Annotated in this window: 20 protein-coding genes and 4 pseudogenes; 7 read left to right on the top strand and 17 right to left on the bottom strand. The window is 66.6% G+C overall.

Annotated features, from left to right (window positions below):
* Together OR16_RS01990 and OR16_RS01985 are read right to left on the bottom strand one after the other, a co-directional pair.
* Positions 1-1,409: pseudogene (locus OR16_RS01990) on the bottom strand (heavy metal sensor histidine kinase); the annotation flags it as partial.
* A 40-nt stretch (positions 1,410-1,449) separates the two neighbouring features.
* Positions 1,450-2,124 (bottom strand): heavy metal response regulator transcription factor, encoded by a 675-nt coding sequence (locus OR16_RS01985; protein WP_006156295.1) that lies wholly within the window; start codon positions 2,122-2,124, stop codon positions 1,450-1,452.
* A gap of 156 nt (positions 2,125-2,280) precedes the next feature.
* Between OR16_RS01985 and OR16_RS01980 the strand changes: the two genes are divergently transcribed.
* The 6 genes from OR16_RS01980 (at position 2,281) to OR16_RS01955 (ending at position 6,929) form a co-directional block, all read left to right on the top strand.
* A complete protein-coding gene (locus tag OR16_RS01980; RefSeq protein ID WP_006156294.1) occupies positions 2,281-2,817 on the top strand; it encodes a hypothetical protein in 537 nt (178 codons plus the stop codon).
* An 86-nt stretch (positions 2,818-2,903) separates the two neighbouring features.
* On the top strand, positions 2,904-3,212 hold the full coding sequence (locus OR16_RS01975; RefSeq protein WP_006156293.1) for a hypothetical protein: 309 nt from the start codon (positions 2,904-2,906) through the stop codon (positions 3,210-3,212).
* A 9-nt stretch (positions 3,213-3,221) separates the two neighbouring features.
* A complete protein-coding gene (locus OR16_RS01970; protein WP_043417988.1) occupies positions 3,222-4,664 on the top strand; it encodes a TolC family protein in 1,443 nt (480 codons plus the stop codon).
* A 1-nt stretch (position 4,665) separates the two neighbouring features.
* Positions 4,666-5,967, top strand: a complete 1,302-nt coding sequence (locus tag OR16_RS01965; protein WP_006156291.1) for a multicopper oxidase family protein — start codon at positions 4,666-4,668, stop codon at positions 5,965-5,967.
* A 41-nt stretch (positions 5,968-6,008) separates the two neighbouring features.
* Positions 6,009-6,512, top strand: coding sequence for a cupredoxin domain-containing protein (locus OR16_RS01960; RefSeq protein WP_100227811.1), 504 nt, complete (start codon positions 6,009-6,011; stop codon positions 6,510-6,512).
* Between the two features lie 48 nt (positions 6,513-6,560).
* Positions 6,561-6,929, top strand: a complete 369-nt coding sequence (locus OR16_RS01955) for a copper-binding protein (RefSeq protein WP_006156289.1) — start codon at positions 6,561-6,563, stop codon at positions 6,927-6,929.
* 8 nt (positions 6,930-6,937) lie between these two features.
* Here OR16_RS01955 and OR16_RS45150 read toward each other — a convergent pair.
* The 13 genes and pseudogenes from OR16_RS45150 to OR16_RS01880 form a co-directional block, all read right to left on the bottom strand.
* A pseudogene (locus OR16_RS45150) lies at positions 6,938-7,259 on the bottom strand (H-NS family nucleoid-associated regulatory protein).
* A gap of 248 nt (positions 7,260-7,507) precedes the next feature.
* Positions 7,508-7,906 carry a DUF350 domain-containing protein gene (locus tag OR16_RS01945; RefSeq protein ID WP_006156287.1) on the bottom strand — a complete coding sequence of 133 codons (399 nt, stop codon included), beginning with the start codon at positions 7,904-7,906 and terminating at the stop codon, positions 7,508-7,510.
* A 60-nt stretch (positions 7,907-7,966) separates the two neighbouring features.
* Positions 7,967-8,722 (bottom strand): hypothetical protein, encoded by a 756-nt coding sequence (locus OR16_RS01940; RefSeq protein ID WP_006156286.1) that lies wholly within the window; start codon positions 8,720-8,722, stop codon positions 7,967-7,969.
* 19 nt (positions 8,723-8,741) lie between these two features.
* Complete coding sequence (locus OR16_RS01935; protein ID WP_006156285.1) at positions 8,742-9,914, bottom strand: glutathionylspermidine synthase family protein; 1,173 nt, start codon at positions 9,912-9,914, stop codon at positions 8,742-8,744.
* Positions 9,911-10,549: a saccharopine dehydrogenase C-terminal domain-containing protein gene (locus OR16_RS45145; RefSeq protein WP_237716887.1), complete on the bottom strand. Its 639-nt coding sequence runs from the start codon at positions 10,547-10,549 to the stop codon at positions 9,911-9,913. The genes OR16_RS01935 and OR16_RS45145 overlap by 4 nt, the downstream gene beginning before the upstream one ends.
* Positions 10,550-10,874: 325 nt before the next feature.
* Positions 10,875-11,231 (bottom strand): annotated as a pseudogene (locus tag OR16_RS45140) (saccharopine dehydrogenase NADP-binding domain-containing protein); the annotation flags it as partial.
* 72 nt (positions 11,232-11,303) lie between these two features.
* Positions 11,304-12,266 (bottom strand): phosphatidate cytidylyltransferase, encoded by a 963-nt coding sequence (locus tag OR16_RS01915; protein ID WP_081488631.1) that lies wholly within the window; start codon positions 12,264-12,266, stop codon positions 11,304-11,306.
* Between the two features lie 6 nt (positions 12,267-12,272).
* The gene (locus OR16_RS01910; RefSeq protein WP_006156283.1) at positions 12,273-12,899 is read right to left on the bottom strand and encodes a lysophospholipid acyltransferase family protein; all 627 of its coding nucleotides are present in this window, start codon (positions 12,897-12,899) and stop codon (positions 12,273-12,275) included.
* 148 nt (positions 12,900-13,047) lie between these two features.
* A complete protein-coding gene (locus OR16_RS01905) occupies positions 13,048-14,463 on the bottom strand; it encodes a phosphatase PAP2/dual specificity phosphatase family protein (protein ID WP_006156282.1) in 1,416 nt (471 codons plus the stop codon).
* Positions 14,463-16,244, bottom strand: coding sequence for a bifunctional alpha/beta hydrolase/class I SAM-dependent methyltransferase (locus OR16_RS01900; RefSeq protein WP_006156281.1), 1,782 nt, complete (start codon positions 16,242-16,244; stop codon positions 14,463-14,465). The genes OR16_RS01905 and OR16_RS01900 overlap by 1 nt, the downstream gene beginning before the upstream one ends.
* Positions 16,245-16,250: 6 nt before the next feature.
* Complete coding sequence (locus OR16_RS01895) at positions 16,251-16,916, bottom strand: CDP-alcohol phosphatidyltransferase family protein (RefSeq protein ID WP_006156280.1); 666 nt, start codon at positions 16,914-16,916, stop codon at positions 16,251-16,253.
* 704 nt (positions 16,917-17,620) lie between these two features.
* Positions 17,621-18,174 (bottom strand): annotated as a pseudogene (locus OR16_RS01885) (3-keto-5-aminohexanoate cleavage protein).
* 60 nt (positions 18,175-18,234) lie between these two features.
* Positions 18,235-19,155, bottom strand: coding sequence for a 3-hydroxyacyl-CoA dehydrogenase family protein (locus OR16_RS01880; protein WP_006156278.1), 921 nt, complete (start codon positions 19,153-19,155; stop codon positions 18,235-18,237).
* A gap of 207 nt (positions 19,156-19,362) precedes the next feature.
* Here OR16_RS01880 and OR16_RS01875 point away from each other — a divergent pair, with 207 nt between their 5' ends.
* Positions 19,363-20,289, top strand: coding sequence for a LysR family transcriptional regulator (locus tag OR16_RS01875; protein WP_006156277.1), 927 nt, complete (start codon positions 19,363-19,365; stop codon positions 20,287-20,289).
* 139 nt (positions 20,290-20,428) lie between these two features.
* Here OR16_RS01875 and OR16_RS01870 read toward each other — a convergent pair whose 3' ends face one another.
* Positions 20,429-22,045, bottom strand: coding sequence for a sensor domain-containing diguanylate cyclase (locus OR16_RS01870; protein ID WP_423739624.1), 1,617 nt, complete (start codon positions 22,043-22,045; stop codon positions 20,429-20,431).
* Positions 22,046-22,241: 196 nt separating this feature from the next.
* Positions 22,242-22,916: a GntR family transcriptional regulator gene (locus OR16_RS01865; protein WP_006156274.1), complete on the bottom strand. Its 675-nt coding sequence runs from the start codon at positions 22,914-22,916 to the stop codon at positions 22,242-22,244.
* Positions 22,917-22,964 lie beyond the last annotated feature (48 nt).

The raw sequence follows: 22,964 nt of genomic DNA, 5'->3' as shown, positions 1-22,964 counted from the left end.
ATGTTGCACCGGAAACATCAACTCCGCCACCGTCTCGCCGGGCAGGCTGCGCACGCTCACACTACCGCCGTGCAGCCGCATGATCGTATCCACGATGGCCAGCCCAAGCCCGGTCGAACCCGCCGAATTGCTGCGCGCGGGGTCGCCTCGGTAAAAGCGCCCGAATACATGTGGCAACGCTTCCGCGGCAATGCCCGCGCCACCGTTGCCCACCTGGATCCGGGTGGCAGCGGCTTCGGCCACGACCCGGATGTCCACGGCGCTGCCGGCTGGCGCGTGGCGCAAGGCGTTGTCGACGAGATTGGTCACCGCGCGCCGCAGCAGGGTCTGGTCGGCGCGCACGGTGCCTTGCCCCGCCAGTTGCACCTTGATATCGCGGTCCGCCGCCACGGCTTCATAGTATTCGGCGACCTTGTCGAGCTCCGCGCGCGCGTCCAGCTCGCGCACTTTCATCGCCACCTGGGCATGGTCTGCGCGCGCGAGGAACAGCATGTTCTCGATAGCATGTTCTCGATCATGCGGGCCAGCCGTTCGTATTCCTCCAGATTGGATTCCAGCAGGTTCTCGTATTCCTGCACCGGACGGCGATGGCCCAGCGTGACCTGGGTCTGGCCGATCAGGTTGCTGATGGGCGTGCGAAAATCGTGCGCAAGGTCGGCCGAGAATTCGGAGAGCCGTTGGAAGCCGTCTTCCAGGCGTGCCAGCATGTCGTTGAGCGCGCCAACAAGCGCGCGCAGCTCGGTGGGCGCCTGGCCGGCATCGAGCCGCGTGGCGAGCCGGCTCATGGTAACGGCCGAGGCGTCCTCGGCCATGCGCCTGAGCGGACGCAGGCCGCGCCGGGCTAGCAGGTAACCCAGGCCGGCCGCGACGGCCGCGCCACATAGCGTTGCCCACAGCATCTGCGTCTGGTAGGCCTTCATCAGCGCCACGCGGTAGCCTGCGTCACGCAGCACCACGATCTCGACCACGCGCTCGGAATCCCCCAGTTGCCCCAACGCGGAGATGCCGCGCGAGGCAACGCCGTTGCGGGGATACCAGGTGTGCAGTTGCGATTTATCCGGCGTTGCGGCAGCGGGCAGCACGGGCAGTACCGGCACCGGCTCATGGCGCGGGTTCAGGGTGACCAGCGGCTCGCCGCCGCTGCCGCGCACCAGCAGGATCAGCCCTTCATGGCCGAGCGCGAGATCGGCGAAACGGTGCGTGTCGGTGCGGATCTCGGCCTCCGAGCCCACCTCGCGCAGCAGATGGCGCACCAGCAGCACTTCGCTAACCAGCTCGCTCTCGTCGCGATCCTGCAACTGGGCGGCAAGCGCGCTTGCCAGGTAGGTGCCTACGGCCACCAGGATGGCCACGGTGGCCGCGCCGTAGGCCAACGCAAGCCGTGCCGTGAGCGATGCCGGCAGGCGCAGTACAGCGCGGATCAAGAGGCGGCCCCTGTCATCGCCCGGCTCACCGGGCCTCCTCTTCCAGCACGTAGCCCATGCCCCGGCGCGTATGGATCAGCTTGGTGGGAAAGGGGTCGTCGACCTTGGCGCGCAGCCGGCGGATGGAGACATCGACCACATTGGTATTGCTGTCGAAATTCATATCCCAGACGTGGGAGGCGATCAGCGAACGCGACAGCACTTCGCCGCTACGGCGCGCCAGCAGTTGCAGCAGCGCGAACTCCTTGGAGGTCAGCTCCACTTTCTGGCCATCGCGCGTAACGCGCCGCTTGACGGTATCGATCTGCAGGTCTGCCACTTCGATCAGCTCGCTTTCACGCAGCGGGCCGCGCCGCAGGATGGTGCGGATGCGCATGACCAGTTCGGCGAAGGCGAAGGGCTTGACCATGTAGTCGTCCGCGCCCAGCTCCAGGCCCTTGAGGCGATCGGAGAGCTCGTCGCGCGCGGTGAGGAACAGGACCGGCGTATCGCGCTCGCGCCGCAGTTCCCGGAGCACCTGCCAGCCGTCCATGCCCGGCAGCATCACATCCAGCACGATGAGGTCGTACTCCTGCCCGCGCGCATGGGCGAGGCCGTCCACGCCGTCGCGCGCAAGGTCCACCACGAAACCGGATTCGCTCAAGCCCTTGCGCAGGTAGTCACCCGCCTTGGGCTCGTCTTCGACAATCAATATGCGCATAATTATTCACTCCGGGCCATCAACCGGCCCTGCCAGACCGACACGCTATACGAGGAAACCCCGCCTCGGCCGAAGATGACAGCATTGTCATGTTGGCGTCACGCTACCGCACCTTTCGATGCAGGTACAATATCGGCTGCTCATATCCCTGCCCCGATGAAACGCGTCCTTAGCTACTTCCTGTTATGCCTTGCCATGATCGCGCTGCCCGCACAGGGTGTCGCGGCGGCAGTCATGATGGTTTGCAGCGCGGCGCAATCGGTGCAGGTGCCATCCGTCGTACTACCGGCCGATTCGCCGGCCGTGGAATCGATGATGTTACGCCATGCGGCCATGAAGTCGCAGGCAGAAGCCGCGATCGGCAGCCATGCCGGCGCGCATTGCCATGACGCGGCAGACCCGTCCCAGGAGAGGGACGGATTGGCCGATCCATCTGACATGACGGGCATGACTGGCATGACCGGCCAGCCCGCCCATCAAGACCATCAAGACCTTCAGGATCACCACGCCAGCCATGGCGCCGGTGGCACATGCAGCGCCTGCTCGGCCTGCGCGCTCGGGGCCATCATGCCCACGATCCTGCCTGAGCTCGCCCTGGCGAGCTCAGGCCATGCCGCCCCGGTAGCCGCCCTGGCTGCCTACAACGGCTTCCTCCCCGCCCTGTCCGACCGCCCGCCCGCCCCACACTGCTGACACCCGAGGTGCGTCCAGCGCACGCTCGCCCGCCGTTCGTTTTTCCCCGCGCATCATTCGCGCATCCCACGAACACTGAGGTTGTCATGCATTTCGTCCGCATTCTTGCGGCGGCTTGCCTGGTGCTCGGGCCGACCTTGTCGTCGGCCCAGTCCAGCGCGCCCGCTGCCGATCCGCTCGATCCCCGCGCATCCGTGCCGCCGCTGCCGGCACTGAACGTGCTGGCGGGCTACATGCCGTTCCAGGCGCAGGCCATCGCCCCATGGCGGGAGTCCAATGCCCAGGTCACGCCGCCAGCCGGCAAGGAAGGGCCGGGCGCCAATGCGGGCATGTCCATGCCCGCGTCAACACCTGCGGCCAAACCCGCCGCCGGCGGCCACGGCCACCACCACTAAGGAAGCCGCATGTCTCTCCCATTGCCAATCCGGCCGGGACTGGCCGCGGCGGCCTGTGCCCTGCTGCTGGCCGGCTGCGCCAGCTTTACCGCCGATGGCGGCTTCGGCACCGCGGCCAACGCCGCGCGCGAGCGCCTCGGCAAGGACGCCATCTGGGTGCGCTCCGACGAAGACCGCGCCGCCGTCTACGAGCGCACGCAGGCGTTGCTGGCGCAGCCGCTCGACGCCGACAGCGCCGTGCAGGTCGCGCTGCTCAACAACCCCGGCCTGCAGGCGGTCTTTGCCGACCTCGGCATTTCCGAGGCCGAATACGTCCAGGCGACGCGCCTACCTAACCCGGGGTTTTCCTTCAGCCGCACGCGCCAGGGCGACGACCTCAAGATCGACCGCGCCATCTCGATCGGCCTGATGAACCTGCTGGTCCTTCCGCTGGCGGCCCGCATCGAGCAGGACCGCTTTACGCAGACCCGGCTAGCCGTGGCCGATACCTTGCTGCGCCAGGCGCTGGACACGCGCAAGGCCTTTGTCAATGCCGTCGCCGCGGAACAATCGGCGCGCTATGCCGAGCAGGTCAAGAACGCTGCCGAGACCGGCGCGCTGTTCGCCCGCGACCTGGCGCGCGCGGGCAACGTCAGCGCACTCGACCATGCCCGCGAGCAGGCCTTCTATGCCGAAGCCGCCACCCAGCTGGCCCGTACCCGCCAGCAGGCGCTGGCAGCGCGCGAGCAGCTCACGCGCCGGCTTGGCCTGTGGGGCACCGGCGCGCAATACCGGCTCCCCGAACGCCTGCCGGACCTGCCCAAGGCGCGCCCGGCCATGGCCGACCTGGAAGGCTATGCCATCGCCAGCCGGCTCGATCTCCAGGCTGGGCGGCTGCGGCTGGACAGCCTGGCACGCTCACTCGGCCTGACCCGCGCCACGCGCTTCATCAACGTGCTGGACGTGAGCTACCTGCACAATTCGGAAACCGGCAAGCCGCGCGAGACCGGCTACGGCATCGATATCGAGATCCCGCTGTTCGACTGGGGCGGCGCCCGCGTGGCGCGGGCCGAGGCGGTCTACATGCAGGCTGCCAGCCGGCTCGCCGAGAGCGCCATCAATGCCCGCTCGGAGGTGCGCGAAACCTACGCCGGCTACCAGGCGCGCTACGACATCGCGCGCCATTACCGTGACGAAGTGGTGCCGCTGCGCAAGCGCATCTCCGACGAAGGCATGCTGCGCTACAACGGCATGCTGGTCAGCGTGTTCGAGCTGCTGGCCGATGCGCGCGAGCAAGTCGGTGCCGTCAACGGCTATCTCGACGCGCTGCGCGAATACTGGGTGGCCGAAACCGAGCTGCAAGGCGCGCTCGGCGGACGGCTGCCGGACGGCGCCGCATCGGCTCGCGCAACGCCGCCGGCTCCGGCTACTCCCGCATCGCCCCCTTCCCCGGCTTCGACCAAAGGACAATGACATGGTTACCCGAAGACAATTCCTGCACGGCTCCGGCGCCACCATGCTCGGCGCGGCGCTGGTGACGCGCGCCGGTGCCGCGGTGCTGCCGGAGGCCGCGCTGCAAGCCAGCGCCGCCACCCAGCCGCCGCTGGCGCCGGCGACCGGCCGCCCGTACAACCCGGTAGTGACACTTAACGGCTGGACCCTGCCCTGGCGCATGCGCCAAGGCTGGAAGGAATTCCACCTGGTGGCGGAGCCCGTGGAGCGCGAGTTCGCACCCGGCATGAAAGCGCACCTGTGGGGCTACAACGGCCAGAGCCCGGGCCCGACCATCGAGTGCGTGGAAGGCGACAAGGTACGAATCTTCGTCACCAACAAGCTGCCGGAACACACCACCGTGCACTGGCACGGCATCATCTTGCCGGCTGGCATGGACGGTGTCGGCGGCCTGTCGCAGCCGCATATCCCGCCCGGCAAGACCTTTGTCTATGAGTTCGAGATGAAGCACGCCGGCACCTTCATGTACCACCCGCACTCCGACGAGATGGTGCAGATGGCGATGGGCATGATGGGGTTCCTTGTGGTCCATCCGAAAGACCCCGCGCAGATGCGGGTCGATCGCGATTTCGTGTTCCTGATCTCGGCCTACGACATCGACCCCGGCTCCTACACGCCGCGCGTGGCCGAGATGACGGATTTCAATATGTGGACGTGGAACAGCCGCGTGTTCCCGGGCATCGACAGCCTGCCGGTGCGCCTGGGCGATCGTGTGCGAATCCGCTTTGGCAACCTGACCATGACCAATCACCCGATCCACCTGCACGGGCACCGTTTCGAGGTAAGCGGCACCGACGGTGGCTGGGTTCCCCCTGCCGCGCGCTGGCCGGAGGTGACCACCGACGTGGCGGTGGGACAGATGCGCGCCATCGAATTCATCGCCGACAACCCCGGCGACTGGGCCTTCCACTGCCACAAGTCCCACCACACCATGAACGCCATGGGCCATCAGGTGCCGACGATGATCGGCGTCAAGCAAAAGGACCTGGCCAAGCGGATGAATGCGCTCGTGCCCGAGTACATGGCAATGGGCGAGGCAGGCATGGCAGATATGGGCGGCATGGAAATGCCGCTGCCGGACAACACCTTGCCGATGATGACTGGACAGGGCCCCTTCGGGCCGATCGAGATGGGCGGCATGTTCACGACGCTCAAGGTGCGCGCCGGCCTTGGCCGCAACGACTATCGCGATCCAGGCTGGTATCGCCATCCCAAGGGCACGGTTGCCTTCGAGTACGCCGGCACGCCCGGCACCGGCCAGTAAGCACGCCAATGAGCACGCCAACCAAAGAAAGGAAAGACAACATGAGAAACAGGAAATCCCGTGCCGCTGCCGCCCTGATGGCGGTGGCCAGTGCCGTTGCCGTTGGCCTTGCGCTACCGGCCGCCAGCGCCCTCGCCGCCGGTACCCACGGCGGCCATCATGCCGGCGAAGCCAGCGCCATCGGCGAGCCTGGCAAGGCCGCCAGCGCGAGCCGCACCATCCAGGTCGACATGACCGACAACATGCGTTTCAGCCCGGCCGATATCCAGGTCAAGGCCGGCGAAACCATCCGCTTCGTGGTGCGCAATGCCGGACAGATCCGGCATGAAATGGTGCTCGGTACCGAGGCCGACCTGAAGGCCCACTACGCCGAGATGCTGAAGATGCCGGAGATGGAACACGCCGATCCGAACGCCGTCACGCTCGAAGCCGGCCAGCGCGGCGAGCTGGTGTGGCGCTTCACGCGCAGTGGCCGTGTGGATTTTGCCTGCCTGCAGCCAGGTCACTATGACGCGGGCATGCGCGGTCAGGTCGGCGTGCACTAAGCGATTCAGCACCTGTCCTCACGACAAGCCAACCAGGAAGGAATGCAAATGAAAACCAGCAAGAACCTGCTCGCACTGCTGCCGCTTCTGGCGGCCTTCGCCACGTTGCCGGCCCGCGCCGCCACCGAAGCCGGCAATGCGCCCGTCACGACCAGCACGGCCAGAGCGGCCCAGGCCGAGACTGCGCCGATGACCGATGGGGAAATCCGCAAGGTCGATGTCGCGGCTGGCAAGCTCACCATCAAGCACGGCCCGATTATCAACCTGGACATGGGTGCCATGACCATGATCTTCCGCGTGCAAGACCCGGCCCTGCTAGGGCAGGTCAAGGAAGGCGACCGGGTAAAGTTCAGCGTGATCCGAGCCAACGGCGCGCTGACCGTGACCGCAATGGCGGTTCAGCCACCGGCGCAATAGAGGGATTCTTATCCAACCCGGAAGAAATCGATCGTCTGCCCCGCATTGACTGCCCGCTGCAGCCACTCCGGGCGCTCGCCGGTACCGTCCCAGCTCTGGCCCATGGCGTTGCGGTATAGCACCCGGGCGGGCTTTCCGCCTCGGCGGGCCCCGCCGGCACGGCAACCGGGGCGTCACGGCCAACGTGGCCTTTGGCACGACCTGAACCGGCGCCGGGGGGGCAGCGAAACAGCCCGCTTCGAGCAAATCGTCGAGCGTGAGGCCGTGGCGGTCCATCTGCTCGCGGACCCACGTCGCCGCGGCTAGTTTGGCTTCATCAGACTCTGACATGACTTTCGTAATTGACCTTGCCGGCGGACGGATGGCCAGCAAAGCGGAGGAAGGGGGGGAATCCGGCGGGTCAAGCCGACTGTGCGGCACGATTTTACAGGGTCTTGCGGCTTTGCTGGCGCAGACATTTCCTAAGCGTTAATGCCAGTTGCCGCGCGGCTCTCAGCCTCCGCGCAGATCCCGCAAACGCCCGCAAGGTGCACACTCCGTCTCTCGGCACCCTCCTTCAGCACAAAGCAGCGGCGAGGCTATGCGAGGCAGGCGGCATTGACGACGCCCGCCGCCAGCGATACCACGCCCATCAGCGCCCCCATGCCACGGTTATCCGCTGTGATTTCCTCGCTGACGCCGCGCAGCGCCCGCGCCACGAGCACATAGGCCAGCACCTGGACCACGAACGCGCCGAAGCCCCACAGCACGAACATCGAGAAAGCGGCGTTGTGCTGAATGCTGGCCGAAAGCGTCAGCGAGAAACCCAGCACCGCGCCGCCCAGAGACATGGCCGCCGCCACATTGCCCTGGCGGATCAGTTCGAACTCGCGGTGCGGCGTGATCCGCGTATATACCAGCAGAAACATCCCCAGCATGGCGAAGCTGGAGAGAATGTAAATCAGGTAGGCGTAGACCGGTTGTAGCGGCAATGTCATGCGGACTCCTGGTTGGGTTGGACCGGATTTGAATCGAATCTCAAAAATGCTGATGCAGCCTTAGCCGCCGCCGGAGCGGCCCGACCCGCCAAAGCGGCTGGTAAAGCCGCCGCGCGAGGACACCGCCGGCGCCCGGCTGACGGCGGCCGAGCGCATCGACATGCCGCCGCCAGCGCCGCGCCCGAGACTGCTGCGGCTTAGCGTGGCCTCCTCGATCATGGTCGCATGCGGCGTGCCCGGCGCCTGGCTCACGCGGGCCAGATTGCCGTTGCCGTCGTAGACGCCCATGGGCCGCGCCATGCCGCTCGACATGTCGCACCGGGTCTGCGTGCCATCCGGGTGGTAGACGGTGCCGGACTCGGTGTAGTACGGCCCATACCAGCGGGCCATGCCGCCGTGATATCCGCCATAGTAGCCGCCGCCATGGCCGCCGCCGCTCGTGCTTGCGCTGCTGCCATCGCTGCCGGCGGCATCCGCAAGGCTTGCGGCATGGATGTCGTCGACCGGCACGCCCTCGCAATCCTCGGGCGCGTTCCAGTCGGCCTCGCAATCGGCCTGCGAGGCGTAGCTGGCGCGCCGCACGGTCACGGCCTCGTCGTCGCCGTCGTCGCTGCACGAGCCGATGACCGCCACGCCAGCCGCCAGCGCACAGGCACCGATCAGCCACAGCGCCGGCGAGCGGGACTTGCGCCGTCCGCCGACGGCGCGTGTCACCTGGCCGGACCGTGCCGGCTGGCTGGAGCCGCTTGCGCGCGGCTGGTATGGGCTGCCGTACTTTGACGGCTGGCCGCCCTTCTTGCCATTCTTCTTGGCCATTGCGCTGCCTTTCTCCGGATTAGCCTTGCTGGAAATAATGCGGGACGAAGAAGCTGGTGTTCTTGGCAATCGGCCCGAGCTCCTCGCGCACGCACAAGCCACTGGGCACGTCGTCGACCAGCCATACGCCGAGCGTGGTGTAGCGATCGCCAAAGCGCTGAGCGGGCGCGTAAGCCTGATAAATAAAGCCTTCCTGGCCATATTCGCCGGGATTCTCGAAGCGGCCCTGCGGCGTCACCAGCGCCACGCTCTCGCCCTCGCGCGACAGGAACGGCTTCTTGGCGTATGAGCGCCCGGCGAAGGCGCCTTCGCGAAACGAGGCCTCGAGCAGGTTGGGATGGCCGGGAAACAGGTCCCACAGGATCGGCAGGATGGCTTTGTTGGAGAGCACTGCCTTCCAGGGTGGCTCCACCCACAGAACCGCGCTCGCCCCAAGCTCCGCGCGATAGTCGGAAGTGGCCATCCATTCCCACGGGTAGAGCTTGAAAACCAGTTCCATCGGCTGGTCGTCGCCGTCGCAAAAGCCGCCGCGCCCATCGGAGCCGACCTGCTCCAGGTCGGTCATCTTGACCGACCACCCTGCCTGCAGCGCCGTATCCATCAGGTACTCGACATTGCAGACGTCCTCCTGGCTGTCGAACATGCAGGCGAAATGCAGGACCTTGGCGTCGCGATAGTGGCGGCGCAGCCATTGCCAGCGCGACACCAGCGCTTCGTGCAGGCTGTTGAACTGGTCGGCATCCGGCCGCACCGCCTCCTTCCAGAACCACTGCGCCAGGCTCGACTCGATCAGTGAGGTTGGCGTATCGGCGTTGAACTCGTACATCTTGGGCACGCCAAGGGCATCCATGGTCATGTCGAAGCGGCCGAACAGCGTCGGCTCGTCGCGGTCCCAGGAGGTGCGGATCAACTCGGCAAAATCCGGGGCAATGGCAAGCCGCGCGAACAGGTCGTGGTCAATCACGTGCTGCACGGCTTCCAGGCAGCGCTGGTTCAGATCGAGCGCGGCAGCATACAGCGCCTCGATCTCCTGCGCCTCGAACTCGTAGGCGACGTCTTCGCGCCAATAGAAGAACGTGTTGCGATCCACCTGGCGTGGCAGGTTCTGCTCGTCGAGCGAGTGGAAGTGAAAGCCGATGCGCTCAAGCTGCTGCGGCCAGTCGGCACGCGGGGTCTGGGCAATGCGTTTCATGGCAGGGCGGTCTGCGCGGCGCACCCGGTCGGCACTGGCGCGGACGCGGTAATGAGGAATTCGTCGAAGGCCAGCGCGCTGCGGCCCGGGCTGGGCGTCCAGTCGGTAAAGCGCGTGACGAGAGGCGCCCACCAGCCGGCTGCATGCTCCAGCACGGCGTGGTGATCCATGGCGTCGGACTCGGTCACGCCGCGCGCCGGATTGGCCTGCGCCCAGCGCATCGCGGCGACGATGCTGGATGCCACCTGCAGGCTGGTGGCGGAGTTATGCGGCGCCAGCGCGCGTGCCCGCTGGATATCGAGCTGCGAGCCGTGCCACACCGCACCATGGCGCCCGCTCATCAGCAGCACGCCGAGCTCATCCACGCCGTCGACGATCTCGTCCTTGAGTATGCGGTAGCTGTCAATGCGGCTGGCGTCGCGCTCGCCCAGCCACTGCATCGATGCCATCGTGGCGCTGGTGGGACGGTAGGCGTAGTAGGCCGTGGGCCGGTAAAGCGGCTCGCCGGGCGTGGCACAGCTGAAGTATTCGGCGATCGAGATCGACTCGTTGTGCGTGATCAGGTAGGCATCGAACGGACCGTGCAGCGCGGACCAGGAGCGCACACGGGTGCGGTGCCCGGGCCGGTCCAGCACGATCGCCCGTGATGAAGCCGTCAGCCGACCAGGTGTTGGCGAATTCGCCGTGCGCCGGATAGCCCGGCGCGCACTGGCTGTCGTACTCCGCCACCTGGATCACGCGTACGTCGAGCCGGCGTGCGAGCCGGGCCCAGCCAGCCTGGTCCTGCGGTGGGGTGTCCGGTACGCCGGCATGCCGCGCGAGTTTCAGCAAGGCGGCCTTGACCAGCAGCGAGACCAGCCCGGGATTGGCGCCGTGGGCAACCAGCGCGGTAGACATCCGTTCGCGGCCGCGGGCAAATGCCAGCATCTCGCTGCGCAGAGCGTAGTTGCTCAGATGCGATGAAGCCGCGCCGTCTGCGTAATCCCAAGGCTCGATGCCGCTATCCAGGTAGAGCGCGTGGTGTGCCTGCGCCAGCGCGATCAGGTCGCGGCTGCACACGGCAGGCGCCAGGTTGAGCAGGCAGGTTTGCGCCCCCAGCAGCGCACCGAGCACCCGCGCGAAGTTATCCGGCGCCACGGTGGCAGGCAGCGGCGTGGCACCATATTGCCGGGCCAGGGCCAGGCGGTGGCCGTCCATGGCCCGGTCCACAACCGTAACCGCCGCGTCCGGGTGCGCCTGCGCCAACAAGGGCAGGATGGCCTGGCCGACACAGCCAAAGCCGACAATGACGATATGCTCGATGGGCTTGCTAGACATGATGACAACGTGCTGGCCCAAGCCGCGGTTTGGGCCAGCGAAATTCAAGGTAAATGAAAGAAGGCGGCGCCCTCAGGGCACCCACCAGTAACGCGTGATGTGGAAGAAGATCGGCGCGGCGAACACCACCGAATCCAGCCGGTCCAGCATGCCGCCGTGGCCCTGGATCATCTGGCCCCAGTCCTTGATGTTGCGGTCGCGCTTGATGGCCGACATCACCAGCCCGCCCAGGAAGCCCATCAGGGCGATCACCAGCGCGATCAGCCCCGCCTTCCAGGGCGAGCCATACGGCGTGATCCACCACAGCGAGGCGCCCAGCGCGGTAGCGCTGGCCACGCCGCCGATAAAGCCTTCCACGGTCTTGGACGGCGACAGCAGCGGCGCGATCTTGGTCTTGCCGAGCAGCTTGCCCCACACGTACTGCAGCACGTCGCTGCCCTGCACCACAATCACCAGGAACGCGATCAACAGCAGGTTGCGATCCTCGAAGCCGGGAATCGGCAAGGTCAGCAAGGCCGGCACATGCGACACGCAGAACACGCAGATCATCACCGCCCACTGCACGCCCGCGCAGCGCTCCAGGAAGCGCGTTGTCTGCGCCGACAGCGCCGAGAGAATGGGCAGGATCAGGAAAGCGTAGACCGGGATGAAGATGGAAAACAGCCCGTACCAGCCGGTGTAGACCAGCACATATTGCAGCGGCAGGAAGACGAAGAAGGCGGCCACAATGGCGCGGTGGTCGCCCCGCCGCGTGGTGGTGATGGTGATGAACTCACGCAAGGCGTAGAACGACAACAGGTAGAACAGCACGATGATGGCGGTGCGCCCCATCGCAAACGCCGCCCCCAGCACGCCGATCATCCACCACCACGCGGATACCCGCGCGGCCAGATTGTCGATGACCGCGTGCGGTCCGCCCCGGGCCACGCGCCAGCGCAGCAGCGCGGTCACCGTGGAAGCCAGCACGAGTACGCCCAGCACGCCGCCGAACAGCAGCCAGGTCTCATGCATCATGGTCAGATGAGGAAAGGTCATGGGTTCTTAGTCCAGCGCAGGCGCCAGCGACAACAGGCCTTCCCGGCAGCGCGCCAGGAAAGCCTCCTTGGCTTCTTCCTCGCCCAGGGTCAGTGGCTTGCCGAAGGTGACGGTGCACAGCAGCGGCACCGGCACGAACTCGCCCTTGGGCATCACGCGGTTGAGGTTATCGATCCACACGGGCACGAACTCGATCTCCGTGCAAACTTTCGCCAGGTGGTAGATGCCGCTCTTCAAGGGCAAGAGCCGTTCGTCGGTGGTATTGCGCGTGCCTTCGGGAAACAGGATCAGTGAGTGGCCCTTGCGCACTGCCTGCTGCATCAAGGCCACGGGGTCGCTGCCCGGCTCGCTGCGGGTGCGATCGATCAGCAGGGCGTTGAACACATCCTTGCCGATAAAACGGCGCAACGGCGACTTGTTCCAGTAATCCGCGCCGGCCACCGGCCGGGTGAGCGAGCGCAGGTCCGGCGGCAGGCAACCCCAGATCAGCACGAAGTCGCCGTGGCTGCTGTGGTTGGCAAAATAGATGCGCTGCACCGCGGCGGGCAGGCAACCGTTCCAGCGCGCCTGCATGCCGGTCAGCAAGCGCGCGAACAGGATGATGGCGCGCGCCACCAGTTTGGAAAGCCACATCGTGTGTTATCTCAGCAGCAGTAGCAGCAAGGCCACCAGCAATTGCAGGGCGGCGAGTCCCGCGGCCCAATGAAGAAAGCGCAATGCGCCGCGAGCGCGCTGCGCGAGGGATCGGCTGTGTCCCGTGACAGCGTCGAGGTGGTGATCGTCATGCATTGGGACCGACATGGCCTGCTCCCCCTGAAGACTGTGCGGCCGCCTGCCGGCGGCGGATGAATTGCGCCAGCGCGGCCACGCTGTCCGGGCCCAGCACCACGGCCGGACGCCCCTTGCGCAGCAGCGCCAGCGCTTGCCCGGCGTCGTGCGCGCCGGCGTGTCCGGCGAGCCATGCGGCGGCCACCAAGGCGCTGCGCGAGTAGCCAAGCGCGCAGCATACAAGGACCTTGCGGCCATCTCGATGCCAGGCTTCCAGCACGGCCACGGCTTCGTCCAGCTGCGCCGGCGAGGGCACGGTCAGGTCCAGCACCGGCACGCAGCGATACAGGGAGGCACCCGCCAGCCGCGGCAACTCGGCGGTCAGGTCGAGCACGGCGTCGGCCCCGAGACGGCGCAACTCGGTGCCGCCCGGGAAGCGGCCGACCCAAAGGCCTGGCACGATCTGGCTGGCGCCGGGCTGGCGGCGCGTCCACCAGCGTGAGTTAGCCAACGCGCCCAGCAGGTAAGGCGCCAGCACCCAGCGCGCGGCCATCGGCATGGTGCCATCGCGGCGCTTCTGGAACATGGCCGGAAGGCCCTGCCGGTAGATCGCCGCCACACAGGCCAGCGACAGGGCCAGCCAGCCCAGCAGCAACGCCGCGGCGGCCGAAGTGGACAACAGCGCCAGCGCCACCGCGCCGCCCGCCAGCGCGCCCATGGCGTAACGCACCGCCAGTTGCCGCGCGCGGGCCGCGGGCTCTGCCTTGCCCTGCCCCTGCCCGAAGGGAAACAAGAAGACGCAGAACCAACCCACCAGCCAGCCGGTGGGCACGTCGATGACATGGTGCTGGTAAGTGGTCAGCACCGACACGCCGATCAGCGCGAACCAGACGTGCAGCAGCCAGCGCCAGCCGCCGCGCACGTGCGTGGCGTAAGCCACCCATAGAATCACCAGCAGGCTGATGTGCAGCGACGGCGCCTGGTTGAACGGCTTGTCGAAGCCGCCCAGCAGCGAAAACAGGTGGCCGGGCACGCCGTCGGCCTGCGGGCGATCGAAGGCGAAACGCAGCGGAAAGGCAATGAAGCAGGCGACCGAAATCAGCTGCGCCGCCAGCAAGCGCTTGGCGTGGGCGAGCAGATCGGCGCGCGTGCGCCAGAGGAAAAAGGACAGGCCGTAGAGCAGGTCGATCGACCAGTACGGCACGATGCTCCAGGGCACAAAGGGAATGTGCCGCTCCCATTCGAAGTAGAAGAACGGGACCTCGGCGCGCTGGCTCGCCAGCCAGTTGGCCAGCCCATAGGACGAGAAAAACAAGGCGCCCATGCCGGCCAGCAGGACCAGGGCAAGGCCCCAGGGCCGAGTCTCGGCGGCGCCCGGTTTCCCTGCGGCCATGTCCGCGGCCCCGCCTTCGGCCTGCTGGCGCAGCATCACGCGACCCTGCGCGCCAGGCTGACCGTGAAGATGCCCCACGGGTCGATGCGCTGCGCGATCTTCTCGAATCCGGCCTGGCGGACCAGTTCATCCATCTCCGCCTGCGAGCGGCGCCGCATCACCCAGGCCGAGCCGGCGCGATGGCTGGTGAGCGCGCGCGCGATGAACTCGAGCTGCGGGTGCCAGGGCTGCCCGGTATAGACCAGGTAGCCGCCTGGCGCCACCGCCCGCGACAACCCACCCAGCGAACGCGACACCATGCCGTTGTCGCCGAACAGCTCATACAGGCCGGAGACGATGGCCAGCGTGGGGGCCGGATCGAGCGCGGCGAGGTCGTCACCGTCGAAGGCGTCGCCCTTCTCGAAACGGGCAATGTCGGACAAGCCCTTGCTACGGATCAGCGCGCGGCCTTGCTCCACGTTGATATCGCTGTAGTCGCGCAGCAGGATGCTCTGCACTTGTTGCGCGGCCGTGCCGTTGATGCTCTTGGCGGCCAGCGCCTCCAGCACGTAGCGTCCATGGCCCGCGGCGATATCGACGATGCGCACCGGCACACCGGCGACGCGCAGGCTGCCGATGGCCACGCCAAGCAGCTCCTCGATGTTGACCTTGCGCTGACGGATGCCCCGCCAGCCAATGGCGTCCAGGTAGTTGCGGTCGATCATCGGGCCAACGCCAAACCGCCCCTGCGCCTTGTTGCAGTAAACGTAGTCGAGCGTGGAGCCTGAATCGAATCCCGTCCTGTGCCCGAGCCGCACCCCGTCTGACAGCAGGCCGCCGAACTTCAGGCCGGCCCGCGTCAGTCCCCAGTAGATGCCCGCCGGGCTGGCCGGCGACAGCGGCCGCGCCAACTGGTCGGACTCTTCCTTGAAGGCGCCGCCACGGTCGGCGTTCAGCAAGGAGACCGGCGCCGATGGTGTCTCGAACTCGCGCAGGATAAATCTACGTACCGCCGCCACGGCCTGCGCGCGATCGCGCTCGCCCAGGGTGTCGTGGTAGAAGCCGTCCAGCACGATGCGCTCCTTGACGCTCGAGCCAAGCCGCGCGTAGAACGCATCCTGCGGGCCGCGATGCACCACCCAGTCGGCGCCGGAGATCAGCAACTGCGTGGGCACGGTGATGGCAGCCGCGTCGGCCACGATGCGATCGGCCGTCTCGTAGAGATCCAGCAGGATATTGACGGCAATCGGGCGCGTAATCAGCGGATCCTGCTGGTAGGTGGCGATACGCTCTGGATCGTGCGTCAGGAACTTGGCCTTGACGTAGCTGTTGACGAAGAACTTGCCTCGCAGCTTGTGCATGAGCTTGAGGCCCGGCCGCGCCAGCGGCACGTAGAGCTTGACCTTGAACGCCGGCGAAGCGAGCACCAGGGCACGGATCCGCGGGGCGTAGTCATGCACCCACGTTGACGCCAGGACAGCGCCCACGCTTTGCGCAACCACGGCGATACGCTCGACCGGAATGCCGTGCTCGGTGGCGATGTGATCGATGAACGTCTGGATATCGCGCACTGACGTGGCCAGGCTCGGGCTATAGCCACGCTCGCCCGGCGAACGGCCATGGCCGCGCGCATCCCAGGCAAAGAATGCGTGGCCCGGCAAGCCCAGTTCATCCACCAGGTGCGCGATGCGGCCCGAATGCTCGTGCCCGCGGTGAAACAGCACAACGGCACCCTGCGGCGCCTGGCCTGCAACAGGCCAGTGGCGATAGAACAGCGACTGCCCGTCGTGGGTTTCGAACTGCGACTCGACAGCGTTACGGCCGGTTTGACTATCCACGTAGTATCACTCCACGGGTTGGGAAGACGGTTTGGTATGCGGTGCGGCCTGAGCGCTTGCCTGGCGTACCTGTTCACCTTCGGCCACGCCGCGGCGCACCCGGTTGGCGATGGTCAGCAACGACAGCAGCGACAACAGCACCCACAGCCAGTGCGCGGCGTACGCCAGGCTCAGCCCTAGCCCGACCCACAGGCCCAGCGCCCCCAGCACCAGGGCCCGGTCGCTCTTGCCCAGGGGACCGTCGTAGCGGCGGCTGGCACCTGCCAGCGGCCCGATCAGGCCAGCGCACTCGACGATGACGGCCAGCAGCGCGAACACCATGATCTCGCCGGCGCCAAACGGCGCCACCAGGGCGAACGGCAGGATCAGCGCAATATCGGAGACGATATCGCCAAGCTCATTGAGATAGGCACCCAGCACGCTCTGCTGGCCATGCTCGCGGGCCAGCATGCCGTCGATGGCGTTCAGCGCCATGCGCACAAACAGCCACAGCGGCATCAACAGGAAGACGCCGGGCACCCAAGCCAGCGCGGCCACCAGGGCACCCACCACCAAAGACCCGCCGGCCGCCGCCAGCGTGACCTGGTTGGCGGTGACGCCGCGCGCGGCGAGGCGCTTCACCAACGGCCTCAGCAGGGCCTGGAACTTCGGTTTGATCTGGTAAAGCGTCATGTTTCATGGCCCTTTTCAGGCCTTATGTGATTGCCGGCCATGGTGTCCGCACCCGCGGCCACCGGCCATGCCGGCCTCCTTGCCCAGCCGCCCGGCAGCAGCCCCCGGGGAGCGGATGGAGTGCTGCGCGCCCGACAATCGGGCAAGCATAGCTTGATTGCGCGTTTTCGCCAATCATTAAGAATTTATGGGGTTTTTGGCACATTTTCGAAACAATTTGGATGTGCCCGGGCTGCGTTACGCGCCAGGATTCGCGAGGTAACGCCAGTTGGCAAAAGTTGGGGCGCCGCGACGAGACGTTGCGCGAACTTCGAGGGAATTGGGGCTTGGGGCAAGCGCTGGGCGGCGAACAAGGAATGCCGCCGCGGCAGCCATGGGCCGCATGACAGCATTGTCATGTGCCGGTCATGTTGTCGTGGGTGCCCAGTTCTTAGACTGCCAGCACGGTCGATCGAAAGAGATCGCCCCCCCTCGAATCCTCGGAGAAAAACGATGCGTACTCTCAAGCAAGCCCTGCTCGCCACCGCACTGGCCGCCACCCTTGGCGGTGTCGCCAGCCTCGCCAGCGCCGCCCCGCGCAGCGTCGATCCGTATCTCCGATCCGTTCACCGACGGCGCGCGCGCCGGTGCGCGGGACCCGTTCACCGACGGCGCTCGCAACGGCGCCCGCGACACCTTCAGCGACGGTGCGTGAGCGCCGCCGTTCAGCGGATCTCGCTGTAGATCTGCCTGGCCTCGTCGGCCGAAGCTAGCGGGCGCCCAAGCGTGCGTGCGCCTTCGGCCGCCTGCCAGACGAGTGCCGCGTTGCCTGGCGCGGTGCTGCCGTCGCGCAGCATCAGGTTGTTCTCGAAGCCGACCCGCACATGCCCGCCAAAGCAATGTCCGGCACGGCGATCTCGCGCAGCCCGATGGAGACTGCCTCCGGGCGCAGCTCTCGCACCATGGCGATCTGCTCGGCCGAGCGGTAGATGCCCGCAGCTTCGCTCGTCACCTGGACCAGCAAGGCGTTGCCCACTTCTTTCTTCACGACGGCAAGCGCTTCGCGATAGATCTGCGCATCCAGGGAATGACGGCCGTCGGGCTGACGCACGTGCATGTGCATCATGGCCGCGCCGGCTTCCAGGCAGGCACGCGCATCGGCCGCCAGCGCCGCCGCGGTCAGCGGCACGGCCTGGTGGTCCTTGGCAGTCTTGTAGGCGCCGTTGGGCGCGACGGTAATGATCAGCGGCGATTCCGCCAGCAAGGTGTGTTCACTCATATTGCGCTCTTGATGTTCCTGGTGCTCTGGTGAGCTTGCGATCTTGCGATCTTGTTGGGTTCAGGGTTCGATCTTGGGCAGTTCCGGCGCGATCAGGTCAAGTCCCGCGCGCAACAGCCGATCATAGCGCTCGCGCTCCACGGCGATGGCCTCGGGCGTCCAGCGATAGAAGCCTTCGCCGCTCTTCATGCCGTGGCGGCCGTCCGCCGCGCGCTCGGTCAGGCAGCGGGCCGGTTCCGACGCATTGTTGAACGTGGGATACATGGTGGCTCCGGCCGCCGCGTGCACATCGATGCCGGCGTGGTCGCGCTGCATGACCGGCCCGGCGGCCAGGAAGCGGAAGCCGAAGCCAAAGCGCACCGCCGCATCCACATCCTCGGGCGAGGCGATGCCGCGGTCGATCAGGTCGAACGCTTCGCGCGACAAGGCGTGCTGCAGGCGGTTGGCGAGAAAGCCTGGCAGGTCCTTCTTCACCTTGACCGGCACCATGCCGCAACGGCGCATGAAAGCGATCAAGGCATCTGCGCCGGCCTCGGCGCTGCCCTCGCCCAGCACCACCTCCACCAGCGGCACCAGGTGCGCCGGCATGAAGAAATGCAGGCCGAGCATGCGCTCGGCGGTGGGCAGGCCAGCGCCGATGGCGCTGATCGGGAAACTCGAGCTATTGCTGGCGAGGATGGCGTCCGGGCGCGCACGTGCCGCCAGGTCGGCAAACAGCGCGCGCTTGATGTCGAGCCGCTCGGGGATGCATTCGATCACCAGGTCGACGGTGCCCCAGTCGAGCGCGTCGAGCCCGGCGGCTACGGTCAATCCCGCCAGGCCTGCCTCGGCTGCCGGGCCGATCGCCGCGAGATTGGCCGCGACCCTCGCCGTCACCGCGCCTGCGCGTTGCGCGTCGGGCTCGACCACGGTAGTGCGGCAGTGCGCACGGGTGAGCACCACGGCCACGTCGGCGCCCATGGTGCCGCCACCTACCACCACGGCGTGGGCAGTGCCTTTGTACTGTCTGGCGTTGTCGTTGGGCGGCTGAACCGGGCGCGCATCAAAAATGGCGAAAACGTCGCTCGCGCTGCGTCACGGCCCGGATTCAGCGGGATTGAGCATGAGTGTAGACAAGCCGCTTTGATTGATGAATCAGATTTTCTGGATAGAATGATCGATTAATGAGATCAATCCACGAGTCCTGCCGTGAAAATCAACCTGTCGATGCGCGATGTCGAGACCACCCTGGTGCTCGGCCGGACCCTGAACTTCCGCCAGGCGGCGGGGCAATTGCACCTGTCGCAGTCGGCGCTGTCCACCCAGATCCTGCGCATCGAGGAGTCCCTCGGCGTGCGGCTGTTCGACCGCACCACCCGCACCGTGCGGCTGACGGCGGCGGGCGAGGTCTTCATGCAGCAGGCAGCGATCCTGCAGGCCGCCTTTCGTGACGCCATCGACGCCGTGAGCGGCATTGCCAGCGCCGAACGCGGCCACGTGGCGGTGGCCGCCCTGCCCTCGCTGGCCGCCCGCCTGCTGCCGCGGGTGCTGATGGCCTACCGGCGGGAGCACCCCAAGGTCACGCTCAAGGTCTTCGACACGCTCTCCGGGCCGGCCTTTGACCTGGTGCGCGCGGGCGAGGTGGACTTCGCGCTGACCGCGGCCGACCCGCAACAGGCGGACCTGCACTACGACCCGATGATGTCCGACCGCTTCGTGCTGCTGATTCCCAGCGAGCACCCGCTGGCCCACGGCAAGGGACCGGTGCGCTGGGCCGATACGGTTGAGGCCGCGCATGTTTCCATGACACACCCCAGCAGCGTGCGCCAGTATGCCGAATGGGCATTCCTGCAGAACCGCATCCGCTTCCAGCCGGTGTTCGAGGCCGAGCACCTGGCCACCATCGCGGCCATGGTCGAATGCGGCTTCGGCGTAGCGGCGCTGCCGGAAATCGCGGCCGGGACGGTGCGCCAGGCCGGCATCGTCGAGCGCTTGCTCACCGCCCCCGTGACGGAGCGCTCGATCGGGCTGGTGACGGCGCGCAACCGCAGCCTGTCGCCCGCGGCGGCGGCGCTGGTCGGCGTGCTGCGCGCCCACCTGGCCGAAGCCGGTGGCAGCGTGGCCGAACCTGGATGAGCGAGCGCGAAGCGGCCTCGCGGTAGGTAAGCGGTAGGTAAGCGGTAAGCAAGGAACGCACTAGGCTTGCAAGCGCGCGCGATATCGCGGGTTGTTCGGCGCCGGCAGCCATCGCCCCGGCGCTCCCCCGCGGGCGCGGTCAGGGTGCATCCGCCGGGACGGCCGGTTCCTGCTGGTAGCGGACCGTGTTGTTGCGTCCGTTGCGCTTAGCCTGATAGAGCGCGATATCCGACTTTTTCAGCACCTCGCCAACCAGCTCCGCCGACGAAGGAAAATGCGCGACGCCAAGCGACGCCGTCACGACGCCACCGCTGGGGTTAGGCATCTTTTCCACGGCCTCACGCAAACGCTCCGCGATCAGGAACGCATTCTCCACGGTCGTGCCGGGCAGCAGGATGACGAACTCCTCCCCGCCGCTGCGGCATATCATGTCGCCGCCCCGGGAGCCGGCCCGCATCAGGCCAGCGATGTGCTTCAGCACCTCGTCGCCGACATCGTGCCCGTAGCGGTCATTGATCGACTTGAAGTGGTCCACGTCGAGCGTGATGACGGCAAAGGACTGCCCGCCAAGCTCGTACAGGCCGAGCGCATTGTCCAGCCCGCGGCGATTGCGCAAACCCGTCAGCGCGTCGGTAATGGTTTCATGGTTAAGCCGGTCCAGCTTGCTGCTGGTCAGGCTCATGCCCCGCAGCAGCGCTTTCTTGAGGCGGTCGGCTTCGACATACCTGGCCTGGATCCGCTCAATGCGCGCGATCCCCTCAGCCGTGGCCCCCATTCGGGCGTCATCGGCCAACCGCCCCAGCGGCCGCGAGATCCAGCGGGAAAACCACAAGATAAAGACCAGCGACAGGAGCAGGAAGGGAATGCTGTTGCCGAACGTCACCAGCGCCAGGTCATTCAGGCCGGCCAGCGTGGCTTGCGTGGATCTCTGCGCCACGATGCCCCATCCCGTGGACGCGATCGGTGCATAGCCGGCAAGCATCTCGACGCCATTCTGGTTCACGATCTGCCGCGCGCCCGCTGCACCGCCGGTTACCGCCAGTATGACTGCATTCTTGCAAATCGACTTGCCGACATGGGAACCGTCCGGATGAAAAATCACCGTGCCTTGACGGTCCACCACGTAGACATAAGAGCTATCCCGATAATAATGGCTATCGAGAATCTGATGCAGCAGGTTCTTGGAATTAAGATAAATCGTACCCCCAACATAACCAAGCAGCCTGCCTGCCGAATTAATGATTGGATGGGAAATAAAGATAATGAGCCTCCCACCGGCCGAGGTGAAAGGCTCGCTGATTGCCGGGGTGCGGGTAATCAGGAGTTTATGCCCCCAATCTGTCTTCACGCTCGATCCGGCCCGGCGCAGGGCCGCCGGCGACACCGCAAGCACCATGCCGTCCTCGCGGACGATGGCAACCGAGTTCAGGCTCTTGGTCTGCAAGCGCAGGCGCTCCGCCTCCTCACTCACGTGGGCTGGATCATCCATGTCCGAGGCGAGCACGCTGGCGCTGTACGCCAGTTGCTGCATGGTGCTGTCGAGATGGGTTTCCGTGGACTCCGCCAGCTTTGCCGCATAGACGCGGTTGGCTTCCAGCGTATTCCGGATCAGCAGGTCATGCTGCACGCGGTAACTGGAGTACAGCGTATTGGCCATGGTCAGCAGGACCGACCCCAGGGCCAGGAGCAGGATCAAACCACTCAGCCCCATTTTGGGCGCGCGCTCCGGAAGCGGCTTACGCGGTTGCGCTGACATCTTTTTTGCGGACCGACAATCTTCAGAAAGGCCGGATTTTAGCACGGCCCGCCGGCCAATATCCCTGCTACAACGCGCAAATGCAGCCTCGCGCGGCTAAACATCCGGGAAGCGATTTCAAGTTTCCCCTCGAGCGGCGTATTGACCCTCCCAATATTTCCATTAACCCTGCCCGGGAGACAAATAATGTAATGCACTAAGCAGGCCCTCCGGCACGCTCCCGTTCCGCCGCGAGGTAAGCATCGCGCGACGGCAGCAGATGGCTACGGCATAGCGCGACCAGGTCCTCGCGCCGTCCCTCGCGCAAGGCCTCGATCATGGCCCAATGCTCCTGCCTGGCTCGCTCGCGATAGCCCGCCGCGGCCAGCGAGCCGAAGCGGATCGGATGGGCTCGGCGCGCGTATTCCTCGATGGCCTGCCGCAGCACCGCATTGTCGACCAGGGCGAAGAATTCCCGGTGAAAGCGCTGGTTGATGCGAAACACCGCACGCGCATCGCCTGCGGCCACCGCAACGTCGTGCTCCTGCTGAACGGCAACCAGGGCCTGCAGGCGCGCCGCCGGCACCGGCAGTGCGATCAGGCTCGCGGCGTGCGTTTCCAGCACTTCGCGCAGTGCGTACAGTTCCATCACCTCGCGCGCGGGAAAGGCGCGCACCACCGCGCCAACGTTGCGCTTACGCTCGACCACGCCCATGCCTTCGAGCGTGGCCAACAGTTGGCGTACCACATGGCGCTTGAGGTTGAAGCGGGCCATCAGGTCGTCCTCGACCAGGCGCTCGCGCGGACTCAGCGAGCCAAAGACGATGTCTTCCTCGAGGATCGCGGCGGCCGCCAGCATGGCGCTTGCGCCGCCGCCGGCATCGTCCTGCATGCTATCCGCCGCTTGTGCGCGCGTTCCGGCACGGGTTGGTCGATCCAT

Source organism: Cupriavidus basilensis OR16 (assembly GCF_000243095.1).
GTDB lineage: Bacteria > Pseudomonadota > Gammaproteobacteria > Burkholderiales > Burkholderiaceae > Cupriavidus > Cupriavidus basilensis_D.
The sequence above is the reverse complement of the archived record's forward strand: the minus strand, read 5'-3'. Positions and strand labels throughout refer to the sequence as shown.

What these genes read in the sequence shown, in the direction of transcription:
- OR16_RS01945 (WP_006156287.1), bottom strand. Translation starts at nt 7,906, where the DNA reads ATGACATTGCCGCTACAACCGGTCTACGCCTACCTGATTTACATTCTC.
- OR16_RS01910 (WP_006156283.1), bottom strand. Translation starts at nt 12,899, where the DNA reads ATGTGGCTTTCCAAACTGGTGGCGCGCGCCATCATCCTGTTCGCGCGC.
- OR16_RS01905 (WP_006156282.1), bottom strand. Translation starts at nt 14,463, where the DNA reads ATGCTGCGCCAGCAGGCCGAAGGCGGGGCCGCGGACATGGCCGCAGGG.
- OR16_RS01970 (WP_043417988.1), top strand. Translation starts at nt 3,222, where the DNA reads ATGTCTCTCCCATTGCCAATCCGGCCGGGACTGGCCGCGGCGGCCTGT.
- OR16_RS01895 (WP_006156280.1), bottom strand. Translation starts at nt 16,916, where the DNA reads ATGACGCTTTACCAGATCAAACCGAAGTTCCAGGCCCTGCTGAGGCCG.
- OR16_RS01960 (WP_100227811.1), top strand. Translation starts at nt 6,009, where the DNA reads ATGAGAAACAGGAAATCCCGTGCCGCTGCCGCCCTGATGGCGGTGGCC.
- OR16_RS01940 (WP_006156286.1), bottom strand. Translation starts at nt 8,722, where the DNA reads ATGGCCAAGAAGAATGGCAAGAAGGGCGGCCAGCCGTCAAAGTACGGC.
- OR16_RS01980 (WP_006156294.1), top strand. Translation starts at nt 2,281, where the DNA reads ATGAAACGCGTCCTTAGCTACTTCCTGTTATGCCTTGCCATGATCGCG.
- OR16_RS01975 (WP_006156293.1), top strand. Translation starts at nt 2,904, where the DNA reads ATGCATTTCGTCCGCATTCTTGCGGCGGCTTGCCTGGTGCTCGGGCCG.
- OR16_RS01985 (WP_006156295.1), bottom strand. Translation starts at nt 2,124, where the DNA reads ATGCGCATATTGATTGTCGAAGACGAGCCCAAGGCGGGTGACTACCTG.
- OR16_RS01870 (WP_423739624.1), bottom strand. Translation starts at nt 22,045, where the DNA reads ATGTCAGCGCAACCGCGTAAGCCGCTTCCGGAGCGCGCGCCCAAAATG.
- OR16_RS01935 (WP_006156285.1), bottom strand. Translation starts at nt 9,914, where the DNA reads ATGAAACGCATTGCCCAGACCCCGCGTGCCGACTGGCCGCAGCAGCTT.
- OR16_RS01965 (WP_006156291.1), top strand. Translation starts at nt 4,666, where the DNA reads ATGGTTACCCGAAGACAATTCCTGCACGGCTCCGGCGCCACCATGCTC.
- OR16_RS01915 (WP_081488631.1), bottom strand. Translation starts at nt 12,266, where the DNA reads ATGACCTTTCCTCATCTGACCATGATGCATGAGACCTGGCTGCTGTTC.
- OR16_RS01865 (WP_006156274.1), bottom strand. Translation starts at nt 22,916, where the DNA reads ATGCAGGACGATGCCGGCGGCGGCGCAAGCGCCATGCTGGCGGCCGCC.
- OR16_RS01955 (WP_006156289.1), top strand. Translation starts at nt 6,561, where the DNA reads ATGAAAACCAGCAAGAACCTGCTCGCACTGCTGCCGCTTCTGGCGGCC.